General features: G+C 72.5%; 18 protein-coding genes and 2 pseudogenes. 8 read left to right on the top strand and 12 right to left on the bottom strand.

The window, feature by feature from the left end; genetic code table 11:
• Window positions 1-58 precede the first annotated feature (58 nt).
• Window positions 59-268 carry a hypothetical protein gene (locus AHOG_RS22840; RefSeq protein ID WP_157737005.1) on the top strand — a complete coding sequence of 70 codons (210 nt, stop codon included), beginning with the start codon at window positions 59-61 and terminating at the stop codon, window positions 266-268.
• Between the two features lie 391 nt (window positions 269-659).
• On the opposite strand, the gene AHOG_RS22835 is transcribed toward AHOG_RS22840, so the two are convergent.
• From AHOG_RS22835 to AHOG_RS22825, 3 genes are all read right to left on the bottom strand, one after another.
• Window positions 660-2,150, bottom strand: coding sequence for a flotillin family protein (locus AHOG_RS22835; RefSeq protein ID WP_093943169.1), 1,491 nt, complete (start codon window positions 2,148-2,150; stop codon window positions 660-662).
• 63 nt (window positions 2,151-2,213) lie between these two features.
• Window positions 2,214-2,360, bottom strand: a complete 147-nt coding sequence (locus AHOG_RS22830) for a hypothetical protein (protein WP_245856401.1) — start codon at window positions 2,358-2,360, stop codon at window positions 2,214-2,216.
• Between the two features lie 145 nt (window positions 2,361-2,505).
• A complete protein-coding gene (locus tag AHOG_RS22825) occupies window positions 2,506-4,656 on the bottom strand; it encodes a Stk1 family PASTA domain-containing Ser/Thr kinase (RefSeq protein ID WP_376700105.1) in 2,151 nt (716 codons plus the stop codon).
• Window positions 4,657-4,731: 75 nt separating this feature from the next.
• Here AHOG_RS22825 and AHOG_RS22820 point away from each other — a divergent pair, with 75 nt between their 5' ends.
• The 3 genes from AHOG_RS22820 to AHOG_RS28875 all read left to right on the top strand — a co-directional run bounded on the left by AHOG_RS22820 (window position 4,732) and on the right by AHOG_RS28875 (window position 5,854).
• A complete protein-coding gene (locus tag AHOG_RS22820) occupies window positions 4,732-5,097 on the top strand; it encodes an Rv2175c family DNA-binding protein (protein WP_245856400.1) in 366 nt (121 codons plus the stop codon).
• 437 nt (window positions 5,098-5,534) lie between these two features.
• Window positions 5,535-5,684 carry a hypothetical protein gene (locus tag AHOG_RS28880; RefSeq protein WP_157737004.1) on the top strand — a complete coding sequence of 50 codons (150 nt, stop codon included), beginning with the start codon at window positions 5,535-5,537 and terminating at the stop codon, window positions 5,682-5,684.
• A complete protein-coding gene (locus AHOG_RS28875; RefSeq protein ID WP_157737003.1) occupies window positions 5,681-5,854 on the top strand; it encodes a hypothetical protein in 174 nt (57 codons plus the stop codon). Before AHOG_RS28880 ends, AHOG_RS28875 begins: the two co-directional genes overlap by 4 nt.
• Window positions 5,855-6,079: 225 nt before the next feature.
• On the opposite strand, the gene mptB is transcribed toward AHOG_RS28875, so the two are convergent.
• Together mptB and AHOG_RS22810 are read right to left on the bottom strand one after the other, a co-directional pair.
• Window positions 6,080-7,774: a polyprenol phosphomannose-dependent alpha 1,6 mannosyltransferase MptB gene (mptB, locus tag AHOG_RS22815; RefSeq protein ID WP_245856399.1), complete on the bottom strand. Its 1,695-nt coding sequence runs from the start codon at window positions 7,772-7,774 to the stop codon at window positions 6,080-6,082.
• 68 nt (window positions 7,775-7,842) lie between these two features.
• Entirely contained in the window at window positions 7,843-8,958 is a 1,116-nt protein-coding gene (locus AHOG_RS22810; protein WP_093943167.1) for a polyprenyl synthetase family protein, read from the bottom strand.
• Between the two features lie 115 nt (window positions 8,959-9,073).
• On the opposite strand from AHOG_RS22810, the gene metF reads away from it, so the two are divergent.
• Complete coding sequence (metF, locus tag AHOG_RS22805) at window positions 9,074-9,958, top strand: methylenetetrahydrofolate reductase [NAD(P)H] (protein WP_093943166.1); 885 nt, start codon at window positions 9,074-9,076, stop codon at window positions 9,956-9,958.
• 159 nt (window positions 9,959-10,117) lie between these two features.
• Here the strand turns inward: metF and AHOG_RS22800 are convergent, their stop codons facing one another.
• Both AHOG_RS22800 and AHOG_RS28870 read right to left on the bottom strand, forming a co-directional pair.
• Window positions 10,118-10,786 carry a DUF3153 domain-containing protein gene (locus tag AHOG_RS22800; protein WP_093943165.1) on the bottom strand — a complete coding sequence of 223 codons (669 nt, stop codon included), beginning with the start codon at window positions 10,784-10,786 and terminating at the stop codon, window positions 10,118-10,120.
• A gap of 207 nt (window positions 10,787-10,993) precedes the next feature.
• Window positions 10,994-11,140 (bottom strand): hypothetical protein, encoded by a 147-nt coding sequence (locus AHOG_RS28870; protein ID WP_157737002.1) that lies wholly within the window; start codon window positions 11,138-11,140, stop codon window positions 10,994-10,996.
• Between AHOG_RS28870 and AHOG_RS22795 the strand changes: the two genes are divergently transcribed.
• On the top strand, window positions 11,139-12,839 hold the full coding sequence (locus AHOG_RS22795; protein ID WP_093943164.1) for a DUF885 domain-containing protein: 1,701 nt from the start codon (window positions 11,139-11,141) through the stop codon (window positions 12,837-12,839). The two genes, AHOG_RS28870 and AHOG_RS22795, sit on opposite strands and share 2 nt — an antisense overlap.
• Window positions 12,840-13,051: 212 nt before the next feature.
• Here AHOG_RS22795 and AHOG_RS22790 read toward each other — a convergent pair whose 3' ends face one another.
• Together AHOG_RS22790 and AHOG_RS22785 are read right to left on the bottom strand one after the other, a co-directional pair.
• Window positions 13,052-13,564, bottom strand: coding sequence for a GNAT family N-acetyltransferase (locus AHOG_RS22790; protein ID WP_093944718.1), 513 nt, complete (start codon window positions 13,562-13,564; stop codon window positions 13,052-13,054).
• A 53-nt stretch (window positions 13,565-13,617) separates the two neighbouring features.
• Complete coding sequence (locus AHOG_RS22785; RefSeq protein WP_093943163.1) at window positions 13,618-14,124, bottom strand: YbaK/EbsC family protein; 507 nt, start codon at window positions 14,122-14,124, stop codon at window positions 13,618-13,620.
• Window positions 14,125-14,322: 198 nt separating this feature from the next.
• Here AHOG_RS22785 and AHOG_RS22780 point away from each other — a divergent pair, with 198 nt between their 5' ends.
• Both AHOG_RS22780 and AHOG_RS22775 read left to right on the top strand, forming a co-directional pair.
• Window positions 14,323-14,715 carry an SAV_6107 family HEPN domain-containing protein gene (locus tag AHOG_RS22780; RefSeq protein ID WP_093944717.1) on the top strand — a complete coding sequence of 131 codons (393 nt, stop codon included), beginning with the start codon at window positions 14,323-14,325 and terminating at the stop codon, window positions 14,713-14,715.
• Window positions 14,712-15,491 carry a maleylpyruvate isomerase N-terminal domain-containing protein gene (locus tag AHOG_RS22775; RefSeq protein ID WP_093943162.1) on the top strand — a complete coding sequence of 260 codons (780 nt, stop codon included), beginning with the start codon at window positions 14,712-14,714 and terminating at the stop codon, window positions 15,489-15,491. Before AHOG_RS22780 ends, AHOG_RS22775 begins: the two co-directional genes overlap by 4 nt.
• Window positions 15,492-16,140: 649 nt before the next feature.
• On the opposite strand, the gene AHOG_RS22770 is transcribed toward AHOG_RS22775, so the two are convergent.
• The 3 genes and pseudogenes from AHOG_RS22770 to AHOG_RS30615 form a co-directional block, all read right to left on the bottom strand.
• Complete coding sequence (locus AHOG_RS22770) at window positions 16,141-16,554, bottom strand: NUDIX hydrolase (RefSeq protein WP_093943161.1); 414 nt, start codon at window positions 16,552-16,554, stop codon at window positions 16,141-16,143.
• A 1,032-nt stretch (window positions 16,555-17,586) separates the two neighbouring features.
• Window positions 17,587-18,834 (bottom strand): annotated as a pseudogene (locus AHOG_RS30620) (Lhr family helicase); the annotation flags it as partial.
• A 273-nt stretch (window positions 18,835-19,107) separates the two neighbouring features.
• Window positions 19,108-21,507, bottom strand: a pseudogene (locus AHOG_RS30615) (helicase-related protein); the annotation flags it as partial.
• Window positions 21,508-21,704: the final 197 nt, after the last annotated feature.

The following is a 21,704-nucleotide window of genomic DNA, read 5'->3' as shown; positions in this document are numbered from 1 at the left end:
CGACGCCGACCCCCGAGTGGGGAGCGGAGACACAGCCGACGAACTGGAGGAGACCGACATGGTGCAACGGGGAAGCGACAAGCATGGTGCTCGGCTGGACGACGAGCTGAGCAGTGAGGTGGAGGGTCTGACGAGGGCGAACCGCGGCACCCGCGCGGAGGAGGCCCTCGACCCCGAGCCGCCCGCCGACGACGACCCCGCCGTCACCTACGAGGCGCGGCCGGAGGAGTCGGCGCAGTGGTCGGAGCCGCCGGACGAGGCGCGCTGAGCGGCGTCGTCGGTGTTGTCGGCGGGCGGCGGGCGGCGGGGGAGGTTGTCGGCGGGCGGCGGGGGAGGTCGCGATCGGCGCTCCGCCCGCCGACGTGCGTCCGCCGGAGCCGACGGACCTGCGAGGCCCGCGCGTCGGCGTCGAGGCACCGCGTCGTCACGGGCGGGCCGGGAGGAGTCCCGCCGTGATCGACCTCGCGGCCCGGTCGGAGCCCTCCGAGGCTCGTCGCCCCGGCCCGACCATCCACGCGCGGCGCTCGTCCTCGGCCGGGATACCCGTCGGCCGAACACAGGCCCCCGGGGCACCCGACGGTCGGCCGGTCGACGAACGACCGGCCGACGGACGGCCGCAGGAGCCGAGAGGTGCCACACGCATGGACGTCGGCGCGGAGTCAGTTCTGGCTGGGCTGCTCGTCCCGCTCCACCGGAATCGTGTGCACGGTCCCGTTCTGCGTGGTGGACTTCTCCGCGACGCCGTCGTGCTGCATCGACTGCATGAGCGTCTTGGCCAGGCCCAGGCCGGTGCCCCCGAGGGACAGCGCCTTGCCGAACAGCTCGGACATCCCGTCGGCGCCGTTGAGCACCACCATGTTGTCGACGTTGCTGAACGCCTTGGCGCCCGCGTTGACGATCTCGGGCCAGTTCTCCGCCAGCTGCTGGGCGACCACGGCCTCCTGATTCTCCGCCAGCGCCGCGGCGCGAGCCCGGATGCCCTCGGCCTCGGCGAGACCCTTGGCCCTGGCCGCGTCGGCCTCCGCCATACCCTTGGCCCGTGCGGCGGCGGCCTCTGCCTCACCGGTCGCCCGCGTCGCCTCGGCGTCGGCGGAACCACGTGCCTTGGTGGCCTCGGCCTCGGCCTGCGCCGCCGTCTTCACCCTGGTGGCGTCCGCCGCGGCGCGGAGCTCGGTCTCCTTCGCCTCGGCCTGTGCCTTGGCGATGCGGGCGTCGCGCTCGGCATCGGCGACGGTGCGCATCTCGTACGCCTTGGCGTCGGCGGGCTTGCTGACCTCGGACAACAGCCGCTGCTCCGAGAGGTTGGCCTCCAGCTCGGCCGCCCTGGTCTCCTGGACGACGACCTCCTGCCGCGCGCTGGCCTCGGCGAGCGGCCCGGACTGGCTGCTCCGGGCCCGTGCCTCGTCCATCTCGGCCTGGTAGCCGGCCTGCTGGATCTCGCTCTCCCGCACCGAGGCGGCCTTCTTCGCCGCCGCCTGCTGCTCGGCCTCGGTGGCCTCCTGGTCGCGCTCGGCCTCGGCGATCCGTGCGGAGGCGGCGACGGCGGCGGCGTGCGGCTTGCCCAGGTTGAGGATGTAACCCGACTCGTCGTCGATCTCCTGGATCTGCAGGGAGTCGATCACCAGGCCGAGCTTGCTCATCTCGTCGGCGGACGACTGCCGCACCGCGCCCGTGAGCGCGTCCCGATTGTGGATCAGGTCCTCGATGGTGAGCCCGCCGCAGATCGAGCGGAGATGTCCGGAGAACAGTTCGTGAATGGTGCTGTTCATCCCGTCCTGACGATCAAGGAATCGTCGAGCCGCATTGGCGATCGAGACGAAGTCGTCACCGACCTTGTAGATCACCACCGCGCGGACGGTCACCGGCAGTCCTTGCTGTGTCACACAGGAGACCTGAAGATTCGCTCCATTGGTGTCCAGCGACAGCCTGCGTGCGACCTGGAAACCGGGGATGACCATCGTGCCCTTACCGGTGATGATCTTGAAGCCCATGCTGTCCGGCCTGCTCTTGGGCGTGGAGCCGGTGCCGAGACCGGAGATGATCAATGCCTCGTTCGGCTCGGCGACCTTCCACAGCAATCGCAGCAGGACGATGAAGACGAGGATTCCCGCCACCACCGAGACGGTGACGAGAAGAATTCCCTCGGGCATGTGGTGCTCCCCAGAACGGTAGAAGTCGGACGGCGACGAATGGCTCGCCGCCGAACAAGACGATCAGCCGAGGGGGAGCCAGCGCTGCACGTAGACACTGCGCGGCGGCTGGTGGTCCACGACCAGGATCTGCTCACCGGGCTCGATGATCTCCTCGGCCTCGGCCGGATAGGCGTAGAACGCCTCCACCCCGCCGCGAATACTGATCATCACCTCGCCGACCAGACCGGGCCCGATCTTTCCTGTGACGCGACCCCGGCTGCCGATCATGTGCTCCCTGCCTCGACTGTCGTCCAGTCAGCCTGAGCATAGATGCCGCGCAGGCCGTTTTTACCCGAATCGAACATGCTGGTGGTCATAGGGTGTTCACCGTGATCGTGTCCCCGGGGCGCAACCGGGCGCCCGAGCTCGGGAACTGACCGAGCACCCTGGCGTTGTCGCCGCCGAAGAGCTGGTTGACCTCGATCTCCAACCCCAGCCGCCGGATGGCCTCGCGTGCCTCGCTCAGGGTGTCGCCGGTGACATACGGCGCGATGACCGCATTGGACAGCACCACCCCGACCTGTGCCCCCGGCTGGGCGATCATCGTCTCGGCGGCGGGGTCGGTGCGGATCACGTGCCCGCCGTCCAGGTCCTCGGAGAACTCCGCCTCCAGCTCGACGGGCTCGAAGCCCTGTTCACGCAAGGTGTTGAAGGCGTCATCGCGCGACAGACCCGCGACATCGGGCACCGGCACCGGCGGCGGTCCCTTGCTCAGGATCACCGTCACCTCGCCGTCGATGGGCAGCGCCGTGCCGACCTCCGGATCGACCCGGACCACCGCGCCCTCCTCGACCTCGGTGCTGAACTCGGCCAGCTCCTCGTCGACGACCGGTTCGAGTCCCGCCTCCTCGATCTGCGCGAGCGCCTCCTCCCGAGTGGCGCCCGCCGCGATCTCGGGCACGGTCGGCCGGCCGGTGGAGACCCGGAGCCGGACCTCGGAGCCGCGCCGCAGCCGCCGCCCCTCATCCGGCACGGACTCGATGACCTGACCGGCCTCGATCTCGTCGTGCGGGGTCGGATCGAGCCGCACCTCGAGATCGGCGTTGTGCAACGCCGACTCGGCGCGCTCCGACTCCATGCCCGCCAGCGACGGAACCGATGTCCACTGCGAGCTGTTCCACCACCAGAGCAGCAGCCCGAGGACGAGCACGACGACCAGGGCGATCATCCGCTTCGACGTCAGGGCGAACAGGCCGCCGCCCCCGCCTCTCCCGTCGCGGCCCGCCCTGCCCCGCCGCCCCCGCCTGCCGCGTTCGCCTCGATCACCGCCGACGCCGCCCGCCCGCGCGGCGTGGACGGGTGCGGGCGACTCCTGTTCCGGCTGCGGCAGCTCGGATCGGGAGAGCGCCCTGGTGGCCCGGGGGCCTGCGCCCGCACCGGCGGGCGTGCCTGCGGGCGCGCCGGGGCCGCCACCGGGTCCTCCCCTGGGCGGTAGCACCGTGCGGATGGTCGGGGCGTCCAGATCGGCGGACGGCCCGGCGTCGCGTCCGATTCCGTCGACGCCGTGTGCCGCCGTCTCGACGTCCGGCTCCCCGACGGTCGCCCGTCCGCCACCCGCGTCAGGGGCGGGCGCGGCCGGGGCCACGCCCGGCACGGTCACCGCCGAGAGTCCCAGCGCCGCCCTGGTCTCCCGAAGTTCTCGCAGCAGCACGCCCGCGTCGGCGGGCCGCTGATCCTGTTCCCGCCGGGTGGCCCGGAGCACCAGCTCGTCCAACGCGGGTGGCAGCCCCGTGATCTGCGTTCCCGGTGCGGGAACCCGATCGTTGACATGGCGGTAGGCCGTCGAGAACGGCGTGTCCCCGGTGAACGGCGGCACCCCGGTCAGCAGTTCGTAGAGCACCACGCCGGTCGCGTAGACGTCGCCCCTGGCATCGGTCTCGCCCGTGGTCACCTGCTCGGGCGCGAGATAGTCCACCGTGCCGAGGATGACGCTGTCACTGGTGGTCTTGGCGTCGGCCAGCGCCCGTACCAGGCCGAAGTCGGCGACCTTCACGGCGCCGTCCCGGCTGATCAGGATGTTCTCCGGCTTGATGTCCCGGTGGACGATGCCGTTGCGGTGCGCCGACTCCAGCGCGGCGAGCACCGGCTCCAGCACGCTCAACGCCAGGTCCGGCGGCAGCGTGCCGCGCTCGTGCAGCAGATCGCGCAGCGTGCCGCCGTCGACGAGTTCCATCACCAGGAAGACCTGGTCGCCTGCCTGGGAGCGGTCGACGCCTTGATCGTGCACCGTCACCACGGACGGATGATGCAGGCGGGCCGCCGACCGGGCCTCCAGCTCGAAACGCCGGACGAAGCTCGCGTCCCCGGAGAAGCGTTGATCCATGACCTTGACGGCGACCGGTCGATCCAGCCGAAGGTCCACACCCCGATACACGACCGACATGCCGCCCCTGGCCATCACCGAGTCGATTCGGTACCGGCCCTCCAGCGTCGTGCCGATGACGTGCGCCTCCCGTCGGTTCACACCTGCGATCGTACGGAGCACCACCACCTCCACCGGTGGAGGGCGGCGCAGCCGGACTGTGGCAGGGTTGTGGGTGTGAGTGAGTTCCCCACCGCCCCGGACGTGCTCGACCCCGAGGTGGAGGTCCTGCCGTTGCCGGACGTCGCCGATCGGCTCGGCGTTCCCTTCACCCGCGTTCATCAGATGCTGCGAGACGGCCTGCTGCTGGCGTTGCGGCGCGACGGCATCGCCGTGGTCCCCGCCGCGTTCCTCACCGACGACACCATCGTCAAGGGCCTGCCGGGCACCGTCACCGTCCTGCGGGACGGCGGGTTCAGTCATGCGGAGATCCTGCGGTGGATGTTCACCGAGGATGAGACGCTGCCCGGCACGCCGCTCACGGCGCTGCGGGAGAACCGGGGTCGCGAGGTGCGTCGCCGCGCCCAGGCCATGGCCTTCTGACGGCGGCACGCGGCGTGGCGGCCGAGGGCGAGCCGCCGGGCGGGGTGTCCGCCGATCGTCGAGGGGACGGCGTCGGATCGCGTCCGGCGTCGGTCGACGGTGCCTGTGCTGAGTCCGGCTGCGCCGTGTGCGCGTGCGCCGAGTCTGTCTGCCCCGGGTCCGCCCCGTCCTCCGCCGCCGGGTCCTCTCCATACGGGCCCCCGCTCCGAGTCCGCTGACGCCGAGTCCGCCGATGCCGGGCCCGCCACCGCCCGGCATGCCGCCGCCGAGCGGTCGTTCGGCCGCAGCGCCGTCCGACGCGGTTCGGTCGACGGCCGCGGCCCGCGACCGTCGCCGACTGATCGGCCTGCCCGCCTGGCGCGACGGCAGGTACCTCCCACTCGCCGAGCTGGTGGTGTGTCTCGGCCACGACGGCTTGGCGCTGCGTTGGCGCTGCGGTGGAGGAGGCTGCCGCGCGTCCCCGGTGGGCCGACCTGGTGGCGGCCTCGGACGGTCCCGAGATCGACACTCTGCGACTGCTCGCGCTGACCGCGCCCGATCTCCAGGTGATCGACGGCTGGTTCCTCGGCTGCCTTGGACACCCGTGATCGCCCTGGTGGCCTTCGACAGCACCAGCTGGGTGATCGAGTGCGCCGACGAGCGTCTGCGGGCCTGCCTGCGACAGCACAGGCCGGACGCGCGGTCGGTCACCTCGGACGGCGCAGGCGAGACCGTGCCCCACCTGGGATTCGGACTGTTCGGCGACGAACCTGCCTGAGGCCGCTGTTCCCGGCGCGTACCGTGTCCGTCGCGTCGCCGGATGTGATGGAGCGCCCCGCGGTGACCGCGTCGTGGTCGGCGCGGAGTCGTCGGAGTCGTCGCGGACGAACGGCGGAACACGCCTGCGCCGACCGAGCCCCAGCCCCCTGGGACGGAGCCGGGGCCGGGCCGGCGGCCCGACCCCGGTCACAGCGATCCGCGCGAGCGTGTTCCGCGGCGCGCCTCAGCCGGATGACGGCGGCGAGCCGACCGGATGGGCGCGCCGGTCCCTGCTCGAGAGCCGCAGCGGGTCCGGGCGGACCAGCGACACCGCCGCCAGCACCGACACGCCCAGCGCGCCGAGCAGGTAGAACCAGGAGTAGAGCGCGGTGTCGCCGCTGGGGAAGGTCACCAGCAGCAGCCACACCGAGCCGCACACCGCGGCCACGGTCGCCGAGCCGGGCCACTTCAGCGCCGCCGCCAGCGCGAGCGGCCAGCTGAAGTACCAGGGCAGTGTCGCGGGGGAGAGCAGCGCCAGCGCGAACAGGGTGATCGTCGCGTGGTAGACCGCCTCGGGCCCGCCGCGTCGCGCCTTCCACCACTGCCAGAGGGCGACGGCCGCGAAGGCGGCGAAGCCCAGCATCCGGGTGACGGTGAGGAAGCCTGGCAGGCTCGCGCTGACGAACCAGCCCGTCACCAGATGCGCGATCTGGGCCACCGCCGTGGGCACCGAGAGCCAGTTGACGATCAGCGACGAGGTCTGCAGGGCGCTGATCCAGCCGAGGTCCACGCCCGCCACCAGCGTGCAGGCGGTGAACACCGCCAGCGACACGGCGAGCGTGGCGCTCGCCGCCCGCAGGAAGCGCGAGCGCGCGGAGCCGTGCAGTCGGGCCGTCCAGATCCACACCATGAACGGCAGCGCGATCACCGCCGTCGCCTTCATCGCGGCGGCCAGCATGATGAGGACGATGCCGAGGACGTGGCGGCGGTCGAGGGTGACGAGCACACCGGCCGCGAGCAGGCCCACCATGAGCAGGTCGTTGTGCGGACCGCCCACCAGGTGGACGAGCATCAGCGGGTTCGCCGCCGCCAGCCACAACGCCACGTCGCCGCGTCCGCCGAGGTGCCGGGCCAGGCCGGGCAGCGCCCAGCACATCAGCACCAGGCCCAGGACCATCACCAGCCGCATGAGCAGCACGCCCAGGATCAGGTTCTGCCCGGTGATCATCACCACCGTCTTGGCGACCAGGATGAACAGCGGGCCGTAGGGCGCGGGGGTGTTCTGCCAGACCCAGCTGACGTTGTCGGCGAGCGGGCCCGGCAGCGCGGCGGGTCCCATCTCGTAGGGATCGATGCCGTGCGCGGCGAGGTTTCCCTGCGCGAGATAGCTGTAGGCGTCGCGGCTGAACAGCGGCGGGGTGAACATCAGCGGCAGCAGCCAGCCGCCGATCGCGGCCAGCACGCCATGGGTGCCGACTCGTTCGATCCGCACTTCTCGGCCGAGCCGGACCCAGGCCCAGACGAGCAGGCCGAGCCCGAGATAGAGCAGCCCGGTGGCGAGATCGCGTCCGTGTCCGAATCGGACCCAGCTCAGCCCGGAGCCCGCGAGGAGCGGATCGTGGTTGAGCACGCCTGCCGCACCGACCGCACCGAGCGCGATCAGCACCGATCCGGTCGCGCCGATCAGCACGATGCGCAGCGGAACCAGCCTTCGGAATACGGCCAGCCTGCGGAAAAGGTGGAGTCGATCGGGCGCGTTGCTCACGGCGTGTTCTCTCGACGGGTGATTCGGCGGGCTGAGTGCGGTGCGGCCTGCTGCCGAAGTGGTCACGGCTGTGGTGGTGGGGGCGTCATGGCCGCGCATCGCGGCCCCATGGTCCCACAGGCGGCCCGGCGCACTCGGCCTGCCGCAGTCCTGATTCCATGATCGTGTGTCCATCAGTGTCGATGTGATCACCGAGGGTAGCGACCCTGCGGCTGAACGGGTGATGGCGTCCGGTACGCCGGTCAGTGGTCACGTCGAGTGGCCGAGGCCGCCAGGCCGATGAGCCTCTCGCGCGCCACCGACGTGATCGGCGTGGTCGCCAGCTCGGTCGACGCCTGGTCGGTCAGCCGGTCGATCTCCTCCTCGACCTCCGCCACCGCGCCGAGATCGAGCAGCACGGCCCGCGCGGCGGCCACGCCGTCCTCGTCCAGCTCGGCGTTGCCCACCGCGGCCCGCAGGATCGCCGAGGCCGAGTCGTTCGCCTGTTCGGCGGCGCGTCGCATCCCGATCGACATCAGCAGCGTCCGCTTGCCCTCCCGGAGGTCGTCGCCCGCGGGCTTGCCGGTGACGGCGGGATCCCCGAAGACACCGAGTTGATCATCGCGAAGCTGGAACGCCACCCCCACGGCCCGGCCGTAGGCGCGGAGCCCGTCGACGACCTCCGGCGGTGCGCCCGCGATCGCCGCACCGAGGTGCAGCGGCCGTTCCACGGTGTAGGCGGCGCTCTTGAGTCGGTCGATTCGCAGTGCGGTCTCCGGGTCCTCGTCCCCGCGTACCTGGGCGAGCATGTCGAGGTACTGCCCCGCCAGCATCTCCGTGCGCATCGCCTGCCACGGCCGGGCGGCCCTGGCCGCGGCGGTCGTGGACAGTCCCGACTCCCGGAGCATGTCATCGGCCCAGGCGAGGGAGAGGTCGCCGAGCAGCACCGCCGCGGCCATCCCGAACCGGTCCGATCCGGTGGCCCAGCCCGACCGGCGATGCCGTTCGGCGAAGGTGACGTGGACCGTGGGCAGCCCCCGCCGCCGGGGCGAGTCGTCCATCAGATCGTCGTGAACCAGCGCGCAGCCCTGAATCAGTTCGAGGGCGCTCGCCGCGCGCAGCACCGAACGCGCCTGCGGCGACGACGGCTCGCCGCCCGCCGCCCGCCAGCCCCACCATGCGAAGGTAGGTCGCAGTCGCTTCCCGCCGCCCAGCACGAGTTCGATCAGCGAATCCGTCGCCTCGGCGAACTCGTCCACCGACGTCCGCAGCGCTGCCTGCCTGGCCTCGAAGAACGAGACGAGTTCGGCGCGTACCAGGTCAGGAAGGTCGTCATCGGCAACGGCGGGCGATCGGGGGGAGGAATGCACGGGCCCCATCCTCCGAAAGGCGACGGGGGTCACTCCAGGCGGGGTCGTGATCGAGCCGGAGCGGGCATGTGCATCGTCCGTTCCTCCAGCGGTTCACGATGTGGACGGCCCTAGTCTGGAAATCATGACGGCCGTCGTGGATCGATTGAGAGCGCAACGCCCGGTGTTCTCCGTGGAGTTCTTCCCGCCACGCGACGATGAGAGTGAACGCAGGCTCTGGCGTGCGGTTCGTGAGCTGGAGCCGCTGGACCCGGCTTTCGTGTCCATCACCTATGGCGCGGGCGGTTCGAGCCGGGATCGCACCATCCGCACCACCGGGCGTATCGCCCAGGAGACGACCCTGGTGCCGATGGCGCATCTGACCGGCGTGAACCATTCGCTCGACGAACTGCGCAACGTCATCGGCTGGTATGCGGCCGTCGGCGTGCACAACGTGTTGGCGGTGCGCGGCGACCCGCCCGGCGACCCGATGGGCGAATGGGTGCCGCATCCCGAGGGCATCACCTATGCGGAGGAGCTGGTGCGGCTGGTCCGGGAGCTGGGGCCGTTCTGCGTCGGCGTGGCCGCCTTTCCTTACGGCCATCCTCGATCGGCGGATCTGGAAGTCGACGCCGATCACCTCGTGCGCAAGATTCGCGCGGGCGCCGATTTCGCCATCGCCCAGCTCTTCTTCCAGCCGGACGACTTCCTGCGACTGCGGGACCGGCTCGCCGCGAGGGGCTGCGACGTACCGCTGTTGCCCGGCGTCATGCCGTTGACCACGCAGCGCATGCTGACCAAGACGGTCGAGCTGTCCGGTGCGGACGTGCCGCCCGCGCTGGCCCGCAGGCTGGAACGCCATGCCGACGACCCGGCGGCCTTTCGCGCGGAGGGCATCGAGGTGGTGACCGAGCTGTGCTCGACGCTGCTCGCCGAGGGCGTCGACGCACTGCACTTCTACACGCTCAACAGGGCGACGGCGACACGCGAGGTGGTCGGCAGGCTGGGACTGCTGCCGGTCCGGCCCTGATGACGAGGGCCGCGCGGCGACCCTGCGCGAGGTGCTGAGCCCGGTCGCCGGATCGGCGGCGGTCGGGCGTCCGGCCGGGTTTCGCGACGGCCGGACCGACGCGGCGTGGCTCGGCGGCGATCGCGGCGCGGCCCCGCTCGGCCTGCGCCGCCCTCGTGATCAGCGGCGGATCAGCCTGCGGCTGTACCGGTGGGCGTGCAGGGCGAGGATGCCGATCAGCACCGAGGCGCTGCCGGTGAGCGCGCCGATGATCACCGCTCCCCAGATCCAGGTGTCGCCGGCTCCGCCGTGCTCCAGCGAGGCCCGCAGGGTGTTCATCTGGCCCGCCCGCGGCTGCCAGGTCACCGTGCGGTCTTCGGTGCGGCCGTTGGTGTTGTCCACCTCGGCGGGGAAGGTGACGGCGATCCTGATGTCGGCGTTCTCCTCACGCACCTGGTTCAGGTCCATCGTCGTGTTGAAGGACAGGTTCTCGCCGATCTGTCGCAGGTTGAAGCGATAGCGGGTGGCCTGCGGGCCGTGGGCGACCAGCTCCTGGAGCTGTTCGAAGGTCAGGTTGTCGAAGGTCAGCAGCGTGCCGACGTAACCGTCGGAGTCGTACGGCTCGACGGTGATGAGCTGGTCCATCCCGGGCGGCACCTGGATCACCGGGCCGACGTCGTCGGGACGGGTGGGCAGCGCGGCGACGACGAACCGTCCCGCGACTCGATCCTGGTCGTTGATGGCCATCGTGATGTCGAGCCGTAGACACCCGGCCGCGAGCACGGCGATGAGCGCCAGGAGCAGAGCGAGTGCCGACGCCCTTCGACGAGCGGGCGTCACGGGGGTCATCGGGGCCACCGGCTCATCTTCGCAGGAGGTTCCGCGGTCGCGCCTGAGATGAGCAGGGGTCCACTCGGGAGTATGAACATCTCTCGTCTTACGGCGTCGTCGCTGATCACACGCCTGCGGACGACCACTCCGGCAGGGCCCGAGTCGGGAAGACCGCGTCTCGCGCCGACGCCGTCGCACAGTCGGCCGGAGGCTCCGCCGCACGAGTCACGGCGGCGCCGCCGAGCCGATGACACCATCGTGCCGCCGCCCGCCACGGCCCGCCGGAGCGCCGCCCGGGTGCCTGCCCGCGCCGTCGGCCTCGGTCGAAAAAGCCGCCGACCCGCGCGGGACGAACAGGTAGCGTGCCCGCATGTCCTCCACTCCTCCTGCCCAGGGCGTCCATGAGATCAGTGACCGCTACGTCGACGACTTCGTGGCGCTCTCCCCGAACGAGGCCACCGTCTTCGGCGTCCCGGGGCACGACCACAAGTTGACCGACTTCTCCCCGGAGGGCTTCGCGGCCAGGAACGAGCTGGGGACCGAGGCACTGCGGGCGATGGCGGCGGCCGAGCCGACCGACGCCGCCGAGCGGATCGCCAAGGCCGTGTTCCAGGAGCGCATCGGCCTCCACGACGAGATCCACCAGGCCGGACTGGACTCCTCCGCGTTGAACGTCATCGCGAGCCCGGTCCAGGAGATCCGCGAGATCTTCGACCTGATGCCCACCGACGACGCGGAGCAGTGGGAGAACATCGCCGCCCGGATGCGAGCCGTCCCCGACGCGCTCGCCGGCCTGCGGGTGTCGCTGGGCGCGGGCGCCGACGCCGGGCGCTGCGCGGCGGTGCGCCAGGTCCAGAAGGTCGCCGAACAGTGCGACACCTGGTCCGGCGGCGGCGACGTCGACTCCTTCTTCACCTCGTTGATCAAGGGCGCCGACGACCGGACGGACGTGAGCGCCACGCTGCGCACCGAGCTGGCGGCGGGCGCGGACGCCGCCTCCCGGGCCTACGCCGACTTCGCCCGGTTCCTCCGCGCCGACCTCGCGCCGAAGGCCCCGGCCAAGGACGCCTCGGGGCCCGAGATCTACCAGCTGTGGTCGCGCTACTTCATCGGCGCGCGGCTGGACCTGGCCGAGGCCTACGCCTGGGGCTGGGAGGAGTTCTTCCGCATCGAGACGGAGATGAAGGAGGTCGCGGGTCGCGTCCTGCGCCCCGGCGCCACGCTCGCCGAGGCCGCCGCGGCACTGGACGCCGACCCGCGCTACCAGATCACCGGCCAGGACGCCTTCCAACAGTGGATGCAGAACCTCTCCGACGCCGCCCTGCGGGAGCTGCGTGGCGTGCACTTCGACATCCCCGACGCGCTGATGAACCTGGAGTGCCGGATCGCCCCGCCCGGCGGCGGCAACGGCGCCTACTACACCGGCCCCAGCGACGACATGTCCCGGCCGGGCCGGATGTGGTGGTCGGTGAACACCGGCCGAGCCGACTTCGCCACCTGGCGTGAGGTCACCACCGTCTATCACGAGGGCGTGCCGGGGCATCACCTCCAGGTGGCGACGGCCGTCCACGAGCGGGAGCGCCTCAACAGGTTCCAACGCCTGATGTGCTGGGTGTCCGGACACGGCGAGGGCTGGGCGCTGTACTCCGAACGGCTGATGCGCGAACTGGGCTACCTCTCCGACGACGGCGACCTGATGGGGATGCTCAACGCGCAGCTGCTGCGGGCGGCCAGGGTGATCGTCGACATCGGCATGCACCTGGAGCTGGAGATCCCGAAGGGCACCGGCTTCCACGAGGGCGAGCGCTGGACGCCGGAGCTGGGCCTGGAGTTCATGCTCACCAGGACCATCGAGGACCAGGACCTGGTGCGCGACGAGATCGACCGCTACCTCGGCTGGCCCGGCCAGGCCCCGTCCTACAAGCTCGGCGAGCGGCTCTGGCTGGCCGCCAGGGACGACGCGAGGAAGCGGGGCGGTGCCGACTTCGACATCAAGGCCTTCCACCGCGACGCCCTGGCGATGGGCGCGCTGGGGCTGGACGACCTCCGGGAGCAGCTCGCGCGGTTGTGAGCCGCCGAGGCGCCCCGCCGTCGGTCGATGTCGGGGCGCCTGCTCCTCCCGCGCGCGGGGCTGCCTGGCCGTCCTGCGACCGGTGGCGGCCGCGCCTCGCCGCGCGCCGGACACCCAGGCGGCCCTCGGTGGCGTCTGGCGTCGGGGTTCGGGCGGCGCCGATCCGGCGGCAGCGGCGCCGAGCGCGGCACCCCCGGCGCAGGTCGCGCCCGTCAGTCCAGGGGCAGGGTGCGGCCCAGGACCGCGAAGGGACGGGAGTCGCCCGCGAAGCGGTAGTCACGCAGGACGTCCTTGAAGCCGACACGGCGATACAGCCGCCAGGCCCGGCTGGGGCCCTCCGGGGTGGAGAGCAGGACGTCGGCGCCCTCGGCGTCGGCGAGCAGCATTCGCAGCAACCCCTCGCCGATGCCGTGTCCCTGTGCTTTGGGCAGCACGTGCAGCTCGGTCAGCTCGAAGTAGTCACGAAGCCAGTGCCGGGCGCCTGCGGCGTCGCCGGTCTCGAGCAGCCCGTGATTCACCTGTTCGTACCACCATTGACCGGGTGCGCCCCGGTATCCGTAGGCCACGCCGACCATGCCGCCCCGGTGATCGAGGGCCGCGACGCCCCGCCAGCCCTCGCGGCTCGCGTGGGAGAGCCAGGTCGGACCGCGGTGGTGCATGGCGCTGGGCGGGTAGCGCATCGCGGTGACGTAGATGTGGAGTGCCTCGGTGAGTCGCGTCCGCATGTCCTCGGCGGACAGTTCGACGAAGCGGTCTCCGCCCGCTGCCGCTGCCGCGCTCACCTGCGAGCGCCCCCCGCTTCGGCGACGTCCAGCACCCGACCGCCGGTCAGCGTGACCAGCTCCGCGAAGGTGATCGGGAACAGTGCTTTCGGGTGGCCCGCGGCCGCCCAGATCACCGGATGCTCGGCGAGGCTCGCGTCGATGAGCGTGGTGATCGGTGCCGGGTGTCCCACCGGGGAGACGCCGCCGATGGGCTGGCCGGTGTGGGTGCGCACGAAGTCGGGCGTCGCCCGGCCGACCGCCGCGACGCCGATCGCCGAGGCGAGCAGCGCGGTGTCGGCGCGATGCGCGCCGGAGGTGAGGGCCAGCAACGGCGTCGAACCCGCGTCGAAGACCAGGCTGTTGGCGATGGCACCGACGTCGACGCCCACCGCCTCGGCGGCCTGCGCGGCCGTGCGGACGTCGGCTTCGAGGACACGAACGGCCTCCGCCGCGGCAGGCAGGCCCGCCTCGGCCAGCGCCGCCACGACCTTGCGTACACCGGGGTGCTCGATCGAGCTCACCCGTTCATCAGATCACGCCTGGCGCGTTGTCGGCATCTCGGGTTACTGTGGAGAAGTTCGAACATCAGTTCGAACCAAGTCTGACTCGTCCTCGCGAGCAAGCTCCCTTCGGAGGCCGCCGTGTCCGTTCAGTACGACTCCGCCGTGATCCACCACGGACCCGCCCACCGGGTCCTTCCCCTTCGGACAGTCCCGGCGATGCGGCCCGCGCCCGTGCCCTCCTCCGCTGCGCTCGCCCTTCTCGAACAGGCCCGTCTCGCATTGGCCGAGTCCTGCCGTGCGATCAGTCACCACGACCGCTACCTGCACTCCTATCTGAGTGCGCTGCGCGCGGGCACGGCGGTGCTGGCCGCCAGAAGCCGGCCGGAGCCGAGCCCGGGCGGCCCGCGCAGCGTGTGGTGGCTGCTCTCCAGCGCCGCGCCGGAGTTCGCCGAGTGGGCGGGCTTCTTCGAATCCTGCGCGGCCCGACACGCGGCCGTGCAGGCCGGCGTCCTGCGCGCCGTGTCGGTCCGGGATGCCGACGACCTCGAACGCCAGGTGCATCAGTTCACGGCGCTGGCCGAGTCGGCGGTGTGGGGAGGCGGGCGATGAGGCGCGTGACGGCGATCGACTACGAGCGGTTCCTCGACGTCCTGTCCATCGACGGCGAACGGCTCGCCTCCTGTGTGGGCAGCGCGCCCGGCGACAGTCCGGTGCCGGGCTGCCCCGGCCTGACCCTGGCCGAGACGGCGCGGCGGCTCGGCGACGTCTACCGGTCCACCGCGGACTGGACCCGCTCGCCGGGCGGGACCCCCGTCCCGGCCCGCGAGGTGCACCTTCCCCGGCAGGGCGACGATCGGCCGCTCGCGGAGTATCTGCGGACCGGGCTCGCCGAGGTGGCGGGGGAACTGTCCGCGCACCGGCCCGAGGAGCGCTGCCCGACGTGGTGGCCCGCCGACGGCAGCTTCGGCTTCTGGGCGCGGCGTCTCACCCACGAGACGATCGTGCACCGGGTCGACGTGCAGGCCGCGGCGGGTGTGCGCTGCGACCACGTCGACACCGACATCGCGGTGGACGGCGTCGACGAGGTCCTGACACTGTGGTTCGATCACCGTCTCGGCGAGCTGGCGATCACCGCGTCGCGGCAGGCCACCGTGGCGGTACGGACGGGCGGCCGGGTCTGGCTGACGCACGCGGGCGCCACCGGTACGACGGTGCGGGCCCTGCCGCCGGACGCGACGCCGAAGGTCGACGCGACGGTCTCGGGCGACCCCTTCCACGTCTACCTCTGGCTCTGGGGCAGGCTGCCGGACTGGGCGGTCACCATGGACGGCGACGCCGACGCGCTCGCCCAGCTCTGGGTGTTGTTGAACGTGGCCACCCGGTGAAAAGACGGCCCGGCGGCGGTGGTTCCAGCCTGCCGCCGCCGGGCCGTGCGCCGATAGGCGCGGGTGCTGGGTCTTGGGCGCCGGGGGCCGGGTCTTCGGTCCTGAGTCCTGGCTCTTCGGTCCTGAGTCCTGGGTCTGCGGTCCTGGGTCCTGGGGCGTAGGCGGGGCGTGGCTCGGCCGGGCGGCCCGAGCCGCCGTGTCTGCGATGCGGTGCTGCCGAGCGGATCGCCTGCGGCCGACGTCGCCCGCCGCGTCCCCGTTCAGACGGTGGGTGGCAAGGTCCTTCCGCGCGGATGCGGGGTCCTAGGCGGGATTGAGACGGGCCGGCGTCGACGCTCGTGTTGTCGTGGTCGGTGCTGCGCTGGAGCGCCGGTGCCACGTCAACCGGCAGATGGCGACCACGATCTGTGACCGCGATCCGCACCGGTATTTCAGGGCCGGTGCCACCCGTCGGCGACGTCCTCGCGGGGCGGCAGGCGGCGTTGCGATCCGCACCGGCCCCGGAGGCCGGTGCCACATCTGCCTCGCCGCTGCGGTTCCGTCAGGTATGGAAGGCGTGCCTGCTCGGCCCGATGATGGGTGACTTGACGAACGCAACGGCACTCCACTCGCGGTCGGCCAGAGCCAGAGTGCCGGTCGGCGGCGGGGTTCACGCGGCCGGAGTGTGGCGGCGTGCGGACCAGGTCGCGATCGACCGCTTGTATCCCTCGGGCATGCGCAGAGCCTCGACTGCATCGACAGGCACGAGGGCGATCTCCGCGTGTTCATGGGAGAGGACCGGTTCGGCTTCGGTGTCTGGATAACAGCCGTAGGTCACGATCAGGACGGTCTTTCGCGCCACGGTGATGTGGTACGGCCAGGCATCGAGGATCGGTCCCGTCCTCACCGGCCACGATGTCTCTTCGATGATTTCCCGTGTTACGCACTCTTCCGGGGTCTCGCCAAGCTCCAGGCGTCCGCCGGGAAGCTCCCACTCCTCCCTGTCGTTGCGCAACAGGAGCACGGCGCCGTCGCGGATGACGACACCTTTGATCGAGACGGGGTACATGCCGGTCGTCGTCATCGGATCTCCACTGTGCGCGTAGTCGCCATCGCGCGGTTGACAGATCAACAGAGTGTCGCTGGACATCGTGTGAAGCCGGCGGTGAGCTGCGCGTGGAGGTGCCGCATCACATGACCAGTCAGCGCACCTCGCGTCGAGGCAACCGATGCCGGCGATGTCGCGACCTGCCTCGCGTCGGACGATGCGGTTCTCCTCACCGGCTTGCACGACCGCCGCACCGTCATCGCTGCGGTACCCCGCCCTCGGTCGCGTCGAGACAGCGACGTCGACGGCGTCACCGTGATCACCTGCCGGCCACGAGATCGATCAACTTACTCACCTTGTCGTTGCGGTCCTCACCGGCCCCGGAAGGCCGGTGCCACCCCAGGTAGAGGTCGAACCACTCGGCCTCGACACCGCTGTTGCGATCCTCACCGGCCCCGGAAGGCCGGTGCCACCCGTTTCGGGGTGGTCCCGCCGCAACCCTCTACAGTGTTGCGATCCTCACCGGCCCCGGAAGGCCGGTGCCACAGATCGGTCGGGCCGCGTTGGGGGACTGCCGAAAGGCGTTGCGATCCTCACCGGCCCTGGAAGGCCGGTGCCACCCTGGCTGTGCAGGGACGATCCTTTCTCGTGCACCGCGATGTTATCGGACGGTGATCGACGCACCCGGTGATCGGTTCGGAGTGGTCCGGCGTGTCGCCCGACGCCTGCCTTTCCGAACCGCCTGCGGCGGATCGCGGTGCTCGTCGGGCCGGGCCGATCGGTTCGCGCGCTCGCGTGTCGGCGTCCCGCCTGCGCGCGTGGTGTCCGGCGACTCGACTCCGGCAGGCGGTGCTCGCCGTCCGGAACGGTCGGGTCGCCGGGCGGCCTGCTGTCCATCCGTGGTCCTGCTCGGGTCGTGGGGCTCCGGTGGCCGGGTTCGGCGGTCGAGTACTCGTCGAACTCAACGCGACGACCTCGGGCAGGGCGGACTCGACGTCGTGCTCTGATCGGCACACCCCGGCCCGGTACACCCGGCCCGCCGCATCCCGACACGGCCCCGTCCACCGGTCAGCCGCGCAGTCGCAGGCCTTTCGGCGTGGCGCGGAAACCGGCCGCCTGGAGCACCGAGGCCAGTCGCGAGCCCAACGCCTGCTCACCGTCGGCCCGCGACACCACGAGGGGCTCGCTCCGGCCGGTCCGTACGACGTCGACCAGGGCCGCCGTCGCCGACCGCAGCGCGCTCTCGTCCTCGGTGAAGGAGAGCAGCGACTTCCCGCCACGCTCCACGTAGAGCACCGGCTCCCCGTCGACGAGCGAGACCAGGGCACCCGCCTTACGACCCGGTCGATGGCCCCCCGCGCCGATCGAGACGGGCCAGGGCAGTGCCGCGCCGTAGGGCTGGGCCGGGTCGGCGGCGGCCAGCACCACGGCGGCGGGCGGGGCGTCGAGGCGGCCCGCCTCCCGGGACCAGGCGCGCAGCCCGTCCACGGCTCCCGGCACCGCGAACTGGGCGCCGCCCGCGCCCCGCAGGAGCAGCCCCCGCCTGCACCGGCCGGACTCCTCCATGGCCCGCAGCACCCGATACACCCCCGCGAAGCCGCCCGGCACCCGCTCGCCCTCCACCGCACCCCTGGTGAGCACGCCGTGCCGGGCCAGCAGTGCCTCGGCCTGTGCGTGGGCCCGCCGGGTCGGGTCGGTCTCCCGCAGCGGGACCAGCGACCAGCGGCCCGCGACGGTCGGCGGTCCGCTCGCGGCAGGCGACGGTCTGCCTCGGCCGCCGATGCGCAGCGCCGCGCGGCGGCCCCGAGGCGCCTGCCTGCGCGGTCGATGCGTCGCCGAGCCGCCGCCGAGCAGGGCGCGCAGCGGGGCGAGGGTGTCGTTGGTGACGAGTCCGGCCCACACGAGCTGCCACAACGCGGCCACCAGATCCGCCTCGGACTGCCTCGGCTCCGCGCGCTCCGCCGACCAGGCGGCGATCCGGTCGACGATCCCCCGGAAGAACAGCCCGCCGGAGGCCAGGGCGGTGAGCAGCGCCCGGTGCAGCTCCGTGTCGAGCGCCGGATCGTCGGCCGACGGCGGCGGAAGGATCAGCTCGGCGAGGTCCGCGGGGGCCAGTGCCACCCAGCCGTCGCCCGCGCCCAACGGTCCGCATCCGCACCACACGACCTCGCCCGCGGCGGTCAACTCGTCGAGCGCGGCGGGTTGATAGCCCGGCAGCCGGGCGCCCAGGATCATCGACTCCACCGCGCTCGCGGGCATCGGCGTCCCCGCGAGCTGTTCGATCACCGCCGACACCTCGTCGGGACCCGCCGCGGCGACCCCGGACCGGAGTCCGAAATCCGCGCGACCGCCGGCGGCGTGCTCCGCCACACCCCCTCGATGTGCCCGCACCTCGCCCGTGTCGCCTCCCGGCCCCGTGTCGTCCCGAACCCCGGCACCCCGACCCCCGTCGCCCCCAGCCCCCATACCGCCCCGGTCACCGGCGCCGTCCCGCCTCTCGTCATCGTCCGGACTGTTCGGATCACCCGCTCCCGCCCGCGTGCCGTCCGCCGCCTCGATCGGGACGGCGGGGGCCTGCGGGGCGGGCAGCACGCCGTGCCAGTCGGGAAGGAACCGACCCAGCGCGGCGGGCTCCACGGGCTCGACCTGAGCGCGCAGCCGGGCCAGCGAGCCGCGGCGCAGTCGGCGCAGCACCTCGGCGTCGCAGTACTCCGTCGGCGTGCCGAGGCCGCCGGGCAGCACGCTCTGGGCCTCGACCGGTCGCAGCTCGCCGCGCACCAGCCGTCCGCCCGCGCACAGCCGATCCAGCCGCTCGGTCACCGGCCCGACGCCGAGCCCGAAGCGGGTCGCCGCCTCGTCCGCGCGGAACGGCCCGCGACCTCGGGCGTACCGGATCAGGAGATCGCCCAGCGCGTCGGAGACCGGCTCCAGCAGCGCGGCGGGCAGCCCGCCGGGCAGCTCCGTGCCGAGCGCGTCCCGATACCGGGCCGCGTCCTCCACCGCGATCCAGCGCGGCTCGCCCGCCACGACCACCGGCACCGCGCGCCCGGCCGTCACCAGCTCGGCCGCCCACTCGGCCAGGCCGCCCCTGGCCGCCAGCTCCGCTCGACTGAGATCGCCGAGGAAGCGCAGCAGGTCGGCGACGCCCTCCGCGTCGGAGACGTGCTGCTCCGGGTCGGTGCGCTGCAAGGCCGCCTCGACCTCGGCGAGCACGGCCACGTCGAGAAGGTCGCGCACGGCCTCGGAACCCAGCAGCTCGCCGAGCAGCGTCGCGTCCAGTGTCAGGCCCGCCGCCCGGCGTTCGGCCAGCGGGACGTCCTCGCCGTAGAGGAACATCGCCACATAGCCGACGAGCAGGGCCCGCGCGAAGGGCGACGGCGTCGACGTCTGGACCTCCACGACCTCGATCCGCCGCGCCGAGGCGTCGCGGAGCACGGTGATCAGACCGGGCAGGTCGTAGACGTCGCGCAGGCACTCGCGCATCGTCTCCAGCATCACCGGGAACCGTTCGTAGCGGGCCGCCACCGCCAACAGCTGCGCGGACCGCTGCCGCTGCCGCCACAGCGGACTGCGCCGCCGGGGGTCCCAGCGCGGCAGCAGCAGCGACCGGGCCGCGCACTCCCGGAAGCGGGCGGCGAACAGGGCCGACGAGCCGACCTCCTGCGCGACCAGCCGTTCCACCTCGTCCGGGTCGAACAGGACGTCCTCGGCGGCGACCGTGTGCTCGCCGTGCTCCTCGGCGAGTTCTGCGGGCAGCCGCAGGACGATGCCGTCGTCGGAGTGCACGATCTGTGGATCGACGCCGAGCCGGTCGCGCAGCCGGGCGGCGATCAACAGCGCCCACGGCGCGTTGACCCGGTCGCCGAACGGGGAGTGCACGACCCACTGCCAGTCGCCCACCTCGTCGCGGAACCGTTCGAGCAGCACCGTGCGGTCGTCGGGCACCCGACCGGTGGCCGCGCGCTGATCGGCGAGGTAGGCGAGCAGGTTGTCGCAGGCCCACACGTCGAGGCCCGCCGTCTCGGCTCGGCGACGCGCCGAGGCCGGGTCGGCGGCCACGATCTCCCGGACGAAGCCGCCGAGCGCGACGCCCAGCTCCAGCGGCCTGCCCGGTGCGTCGCCCTTCCAGAACGGCATCCGGGCGGGCACACCCGGCGCCGGAGTCACGATGACCCGGTCGTGGGTGATCTCCTGCACCCGCCACGACGTGGTGCCCAGCAGGAAGGTGTCGCCCACCCGCGACTCGTAGACCATCTCCTCGTCCAGCTCGCCCACGCGTGTGCCCGGCTCCCCCTCGCCGCCGGGGGTGGTGACGGTGAACAGCCCCCGATCCGGGATGGTGCCGCCGGACGTCACCGCGAGCCGTTGCGCCCCCGGCCGGGCATGCAGGACGTCCGCCGTCCGATCCCAGACGATGCGTGCGCGCAGCTCGCCGAACTCCTCGCTGGGATACCGCCCGGCCAGCATGTCCAGGACGGCGTGCAGCGCCGAGTCGGGCAGGTCGGTGAACGGCGCGGCCCGCCGCACCAGCGTCGCGAGCGCGTCCACCGGCCACGGCTCCATGGCGGCCATCGCGACGACGTGCTGGGCCAGGACGTCCAGCGGATTGCGGGGGAAGCGGACCTCCTCGATGGCGCCGCCGCGCATCCGTTCGGCGACGACCGCGCAGGACACGAGATCGCCTCGGAACTTCGGCAGCACCACGCCGGTGGACACCGCGTCGACGTGATGCCCGGCCCGGCCGACCCGCTGGAGGCCCGCCGCCACGCTCGGCGGCGCCTCCACCTGCACCACGAGGTCCACGGCGCCCATGTCGATGCCCAGTTCCAAGGAGGACGTCGCCACCACGCACGGCAGCAGTCCCGCCTTCAGCTCCTCCTCGACCTCGGTGCGCTGCGCGCGTGCCATCGAGCCGTGGTGAGCCTTGGCGATCACCGGCGGGGCGCCTGCGGCGACTCCCGACTGTCCGACGGCCTCCGCCGGGAATCGGGCCGCGCCCGCGAGCGGACCGGACTCCCGCGGCGCGGCTCCCACCGTCCCGCCGAGGCCGGTGTGCTGGTCGGCGGTGGCGGCCTCGCCCGTCTCCGCTGCCCGGTTCGAGGCAGGCACGCCGCCCCTGCCTGCCGAGTGCCCGTCGTCGGCCGCCCCGGCCGTCCGGCTGTCGGCCTCGTCGGCGCGGGCGGAGT

The sequence above is a fragment of the Actinoalloteichus hoggarensis genome, assembly GCF_002234535.1.
GTDB lineage: Bacteria > Actinomycetota > Actinomycetes > Mycobacteriales > Pseudonocardiaceae > Actinoalloteichus_A > Actinoalloteichus_A hoggarensis.
The sequence above is the reverse complement of the archived record's forward strand: the minus strand, read 5'-3'. Positions and strand labels throughout refer to the sequence as shown.

What these genes read in the sequence shown, in the direction of transcription:
- AHOG_RS22790 (WP_093944718.1), bottom strand. Translation starts at nt 13,564, where the DNA reads ATGCGGACGCGACTCACCGAGGCACTCCACATCTACGTCACCGCGATG.
- AHOG_RS22810 (WP_093943167.1), bottom strand. Translation starts at nt 8,958, where the DNA reads ATGGGGCCCGTGCATTCCTCCCCCCGATCGCCCGCCGTTGCCGATGAC.
- AHOG_RS22775 (WP_093943162.1), top strand. Translation starts at nt 14,712, where the DNA reads ATGAGGCGCGTGACGGCGATCGACTACGAGCGGTTCCTCGACGTCCTG.
- AHOG_RS22770 (WP_093943161.1), bottom strand. Translation starts at nt 16,554, where the DNA reads ATGACGACGACCGGCATGTACCCCGTCTCGATCAAAGGTGTCGTCATC.
- AHOG_RS22835 (WP_093943169.1), bottom strand. Translation starts at nt 2,150, where the DNA reads ATGCCCGAGGGAATTCTTCTCGTCACCGTCTCGGTGGTGGCGGGAATC.
- AHOG_RS22780 (WP_093944717.1), top strand. Translation starts at nt 14,323, where the DNA reads ATGCGGCCCGCGCCCGTGCCCTCCTCCGCTGCGCTCGCCCTTCTCGAA.
- AHOG_RS22830 (WP_245856401.1), bottom strand. Translation starts at nt 2,360, where the DNA reads ATGATCAGTATTCGCGGCGGGGTGGAGGCGTTCTACGCCTATCCGGCC.
- AHOG_RS22795 (WP_093943164.1), top strand. Translation starts at nt 11,139, where the DNA reads ATGTCCTCCACTCCTCCTGCCCAGGGCGTCCATGAGATCAGTGACCGC.
- mptB (WP_245856399.1), bottom strand. Translation starts at nt 7,774, where the DNA reads ATGGACACACGATCATGGAATCAGGACTGCGGCAGGCCGAGTGCGCCG.
- AHOG_RS28870 (WP_157737002.1), bottom strand. Translation starts at nt 11,140, where the DNA reads ATGCGGGCACGCTACCTGTTCGTCCCGCGCGGGTCGGCGGCTTTTTCG.
- AHOG_RS22840 (WP_157737005.1), top strand. Translation starts at nt 59, where the DNA reads ATGGTGCAACGGGGAAGCGACAAGCATGGTGCTCGGCTGGACGACGAG.
- AHOG_RS22800 (WP_093943165.1), bottom strand. Translation starts at nt 10,786, where the DNA reads ATGACCCCCGTGACGCCCGCTCGTCGAAGGGCGTCGGCACTCGCTCTG.
- metF (WP_093943166.1), top strand. Translation starts at nt 9,074, where the DNA reads ATGACGGCCGTCGTGGATCGATTGAGAGCGCAACGCCCGGTGTTCTCC.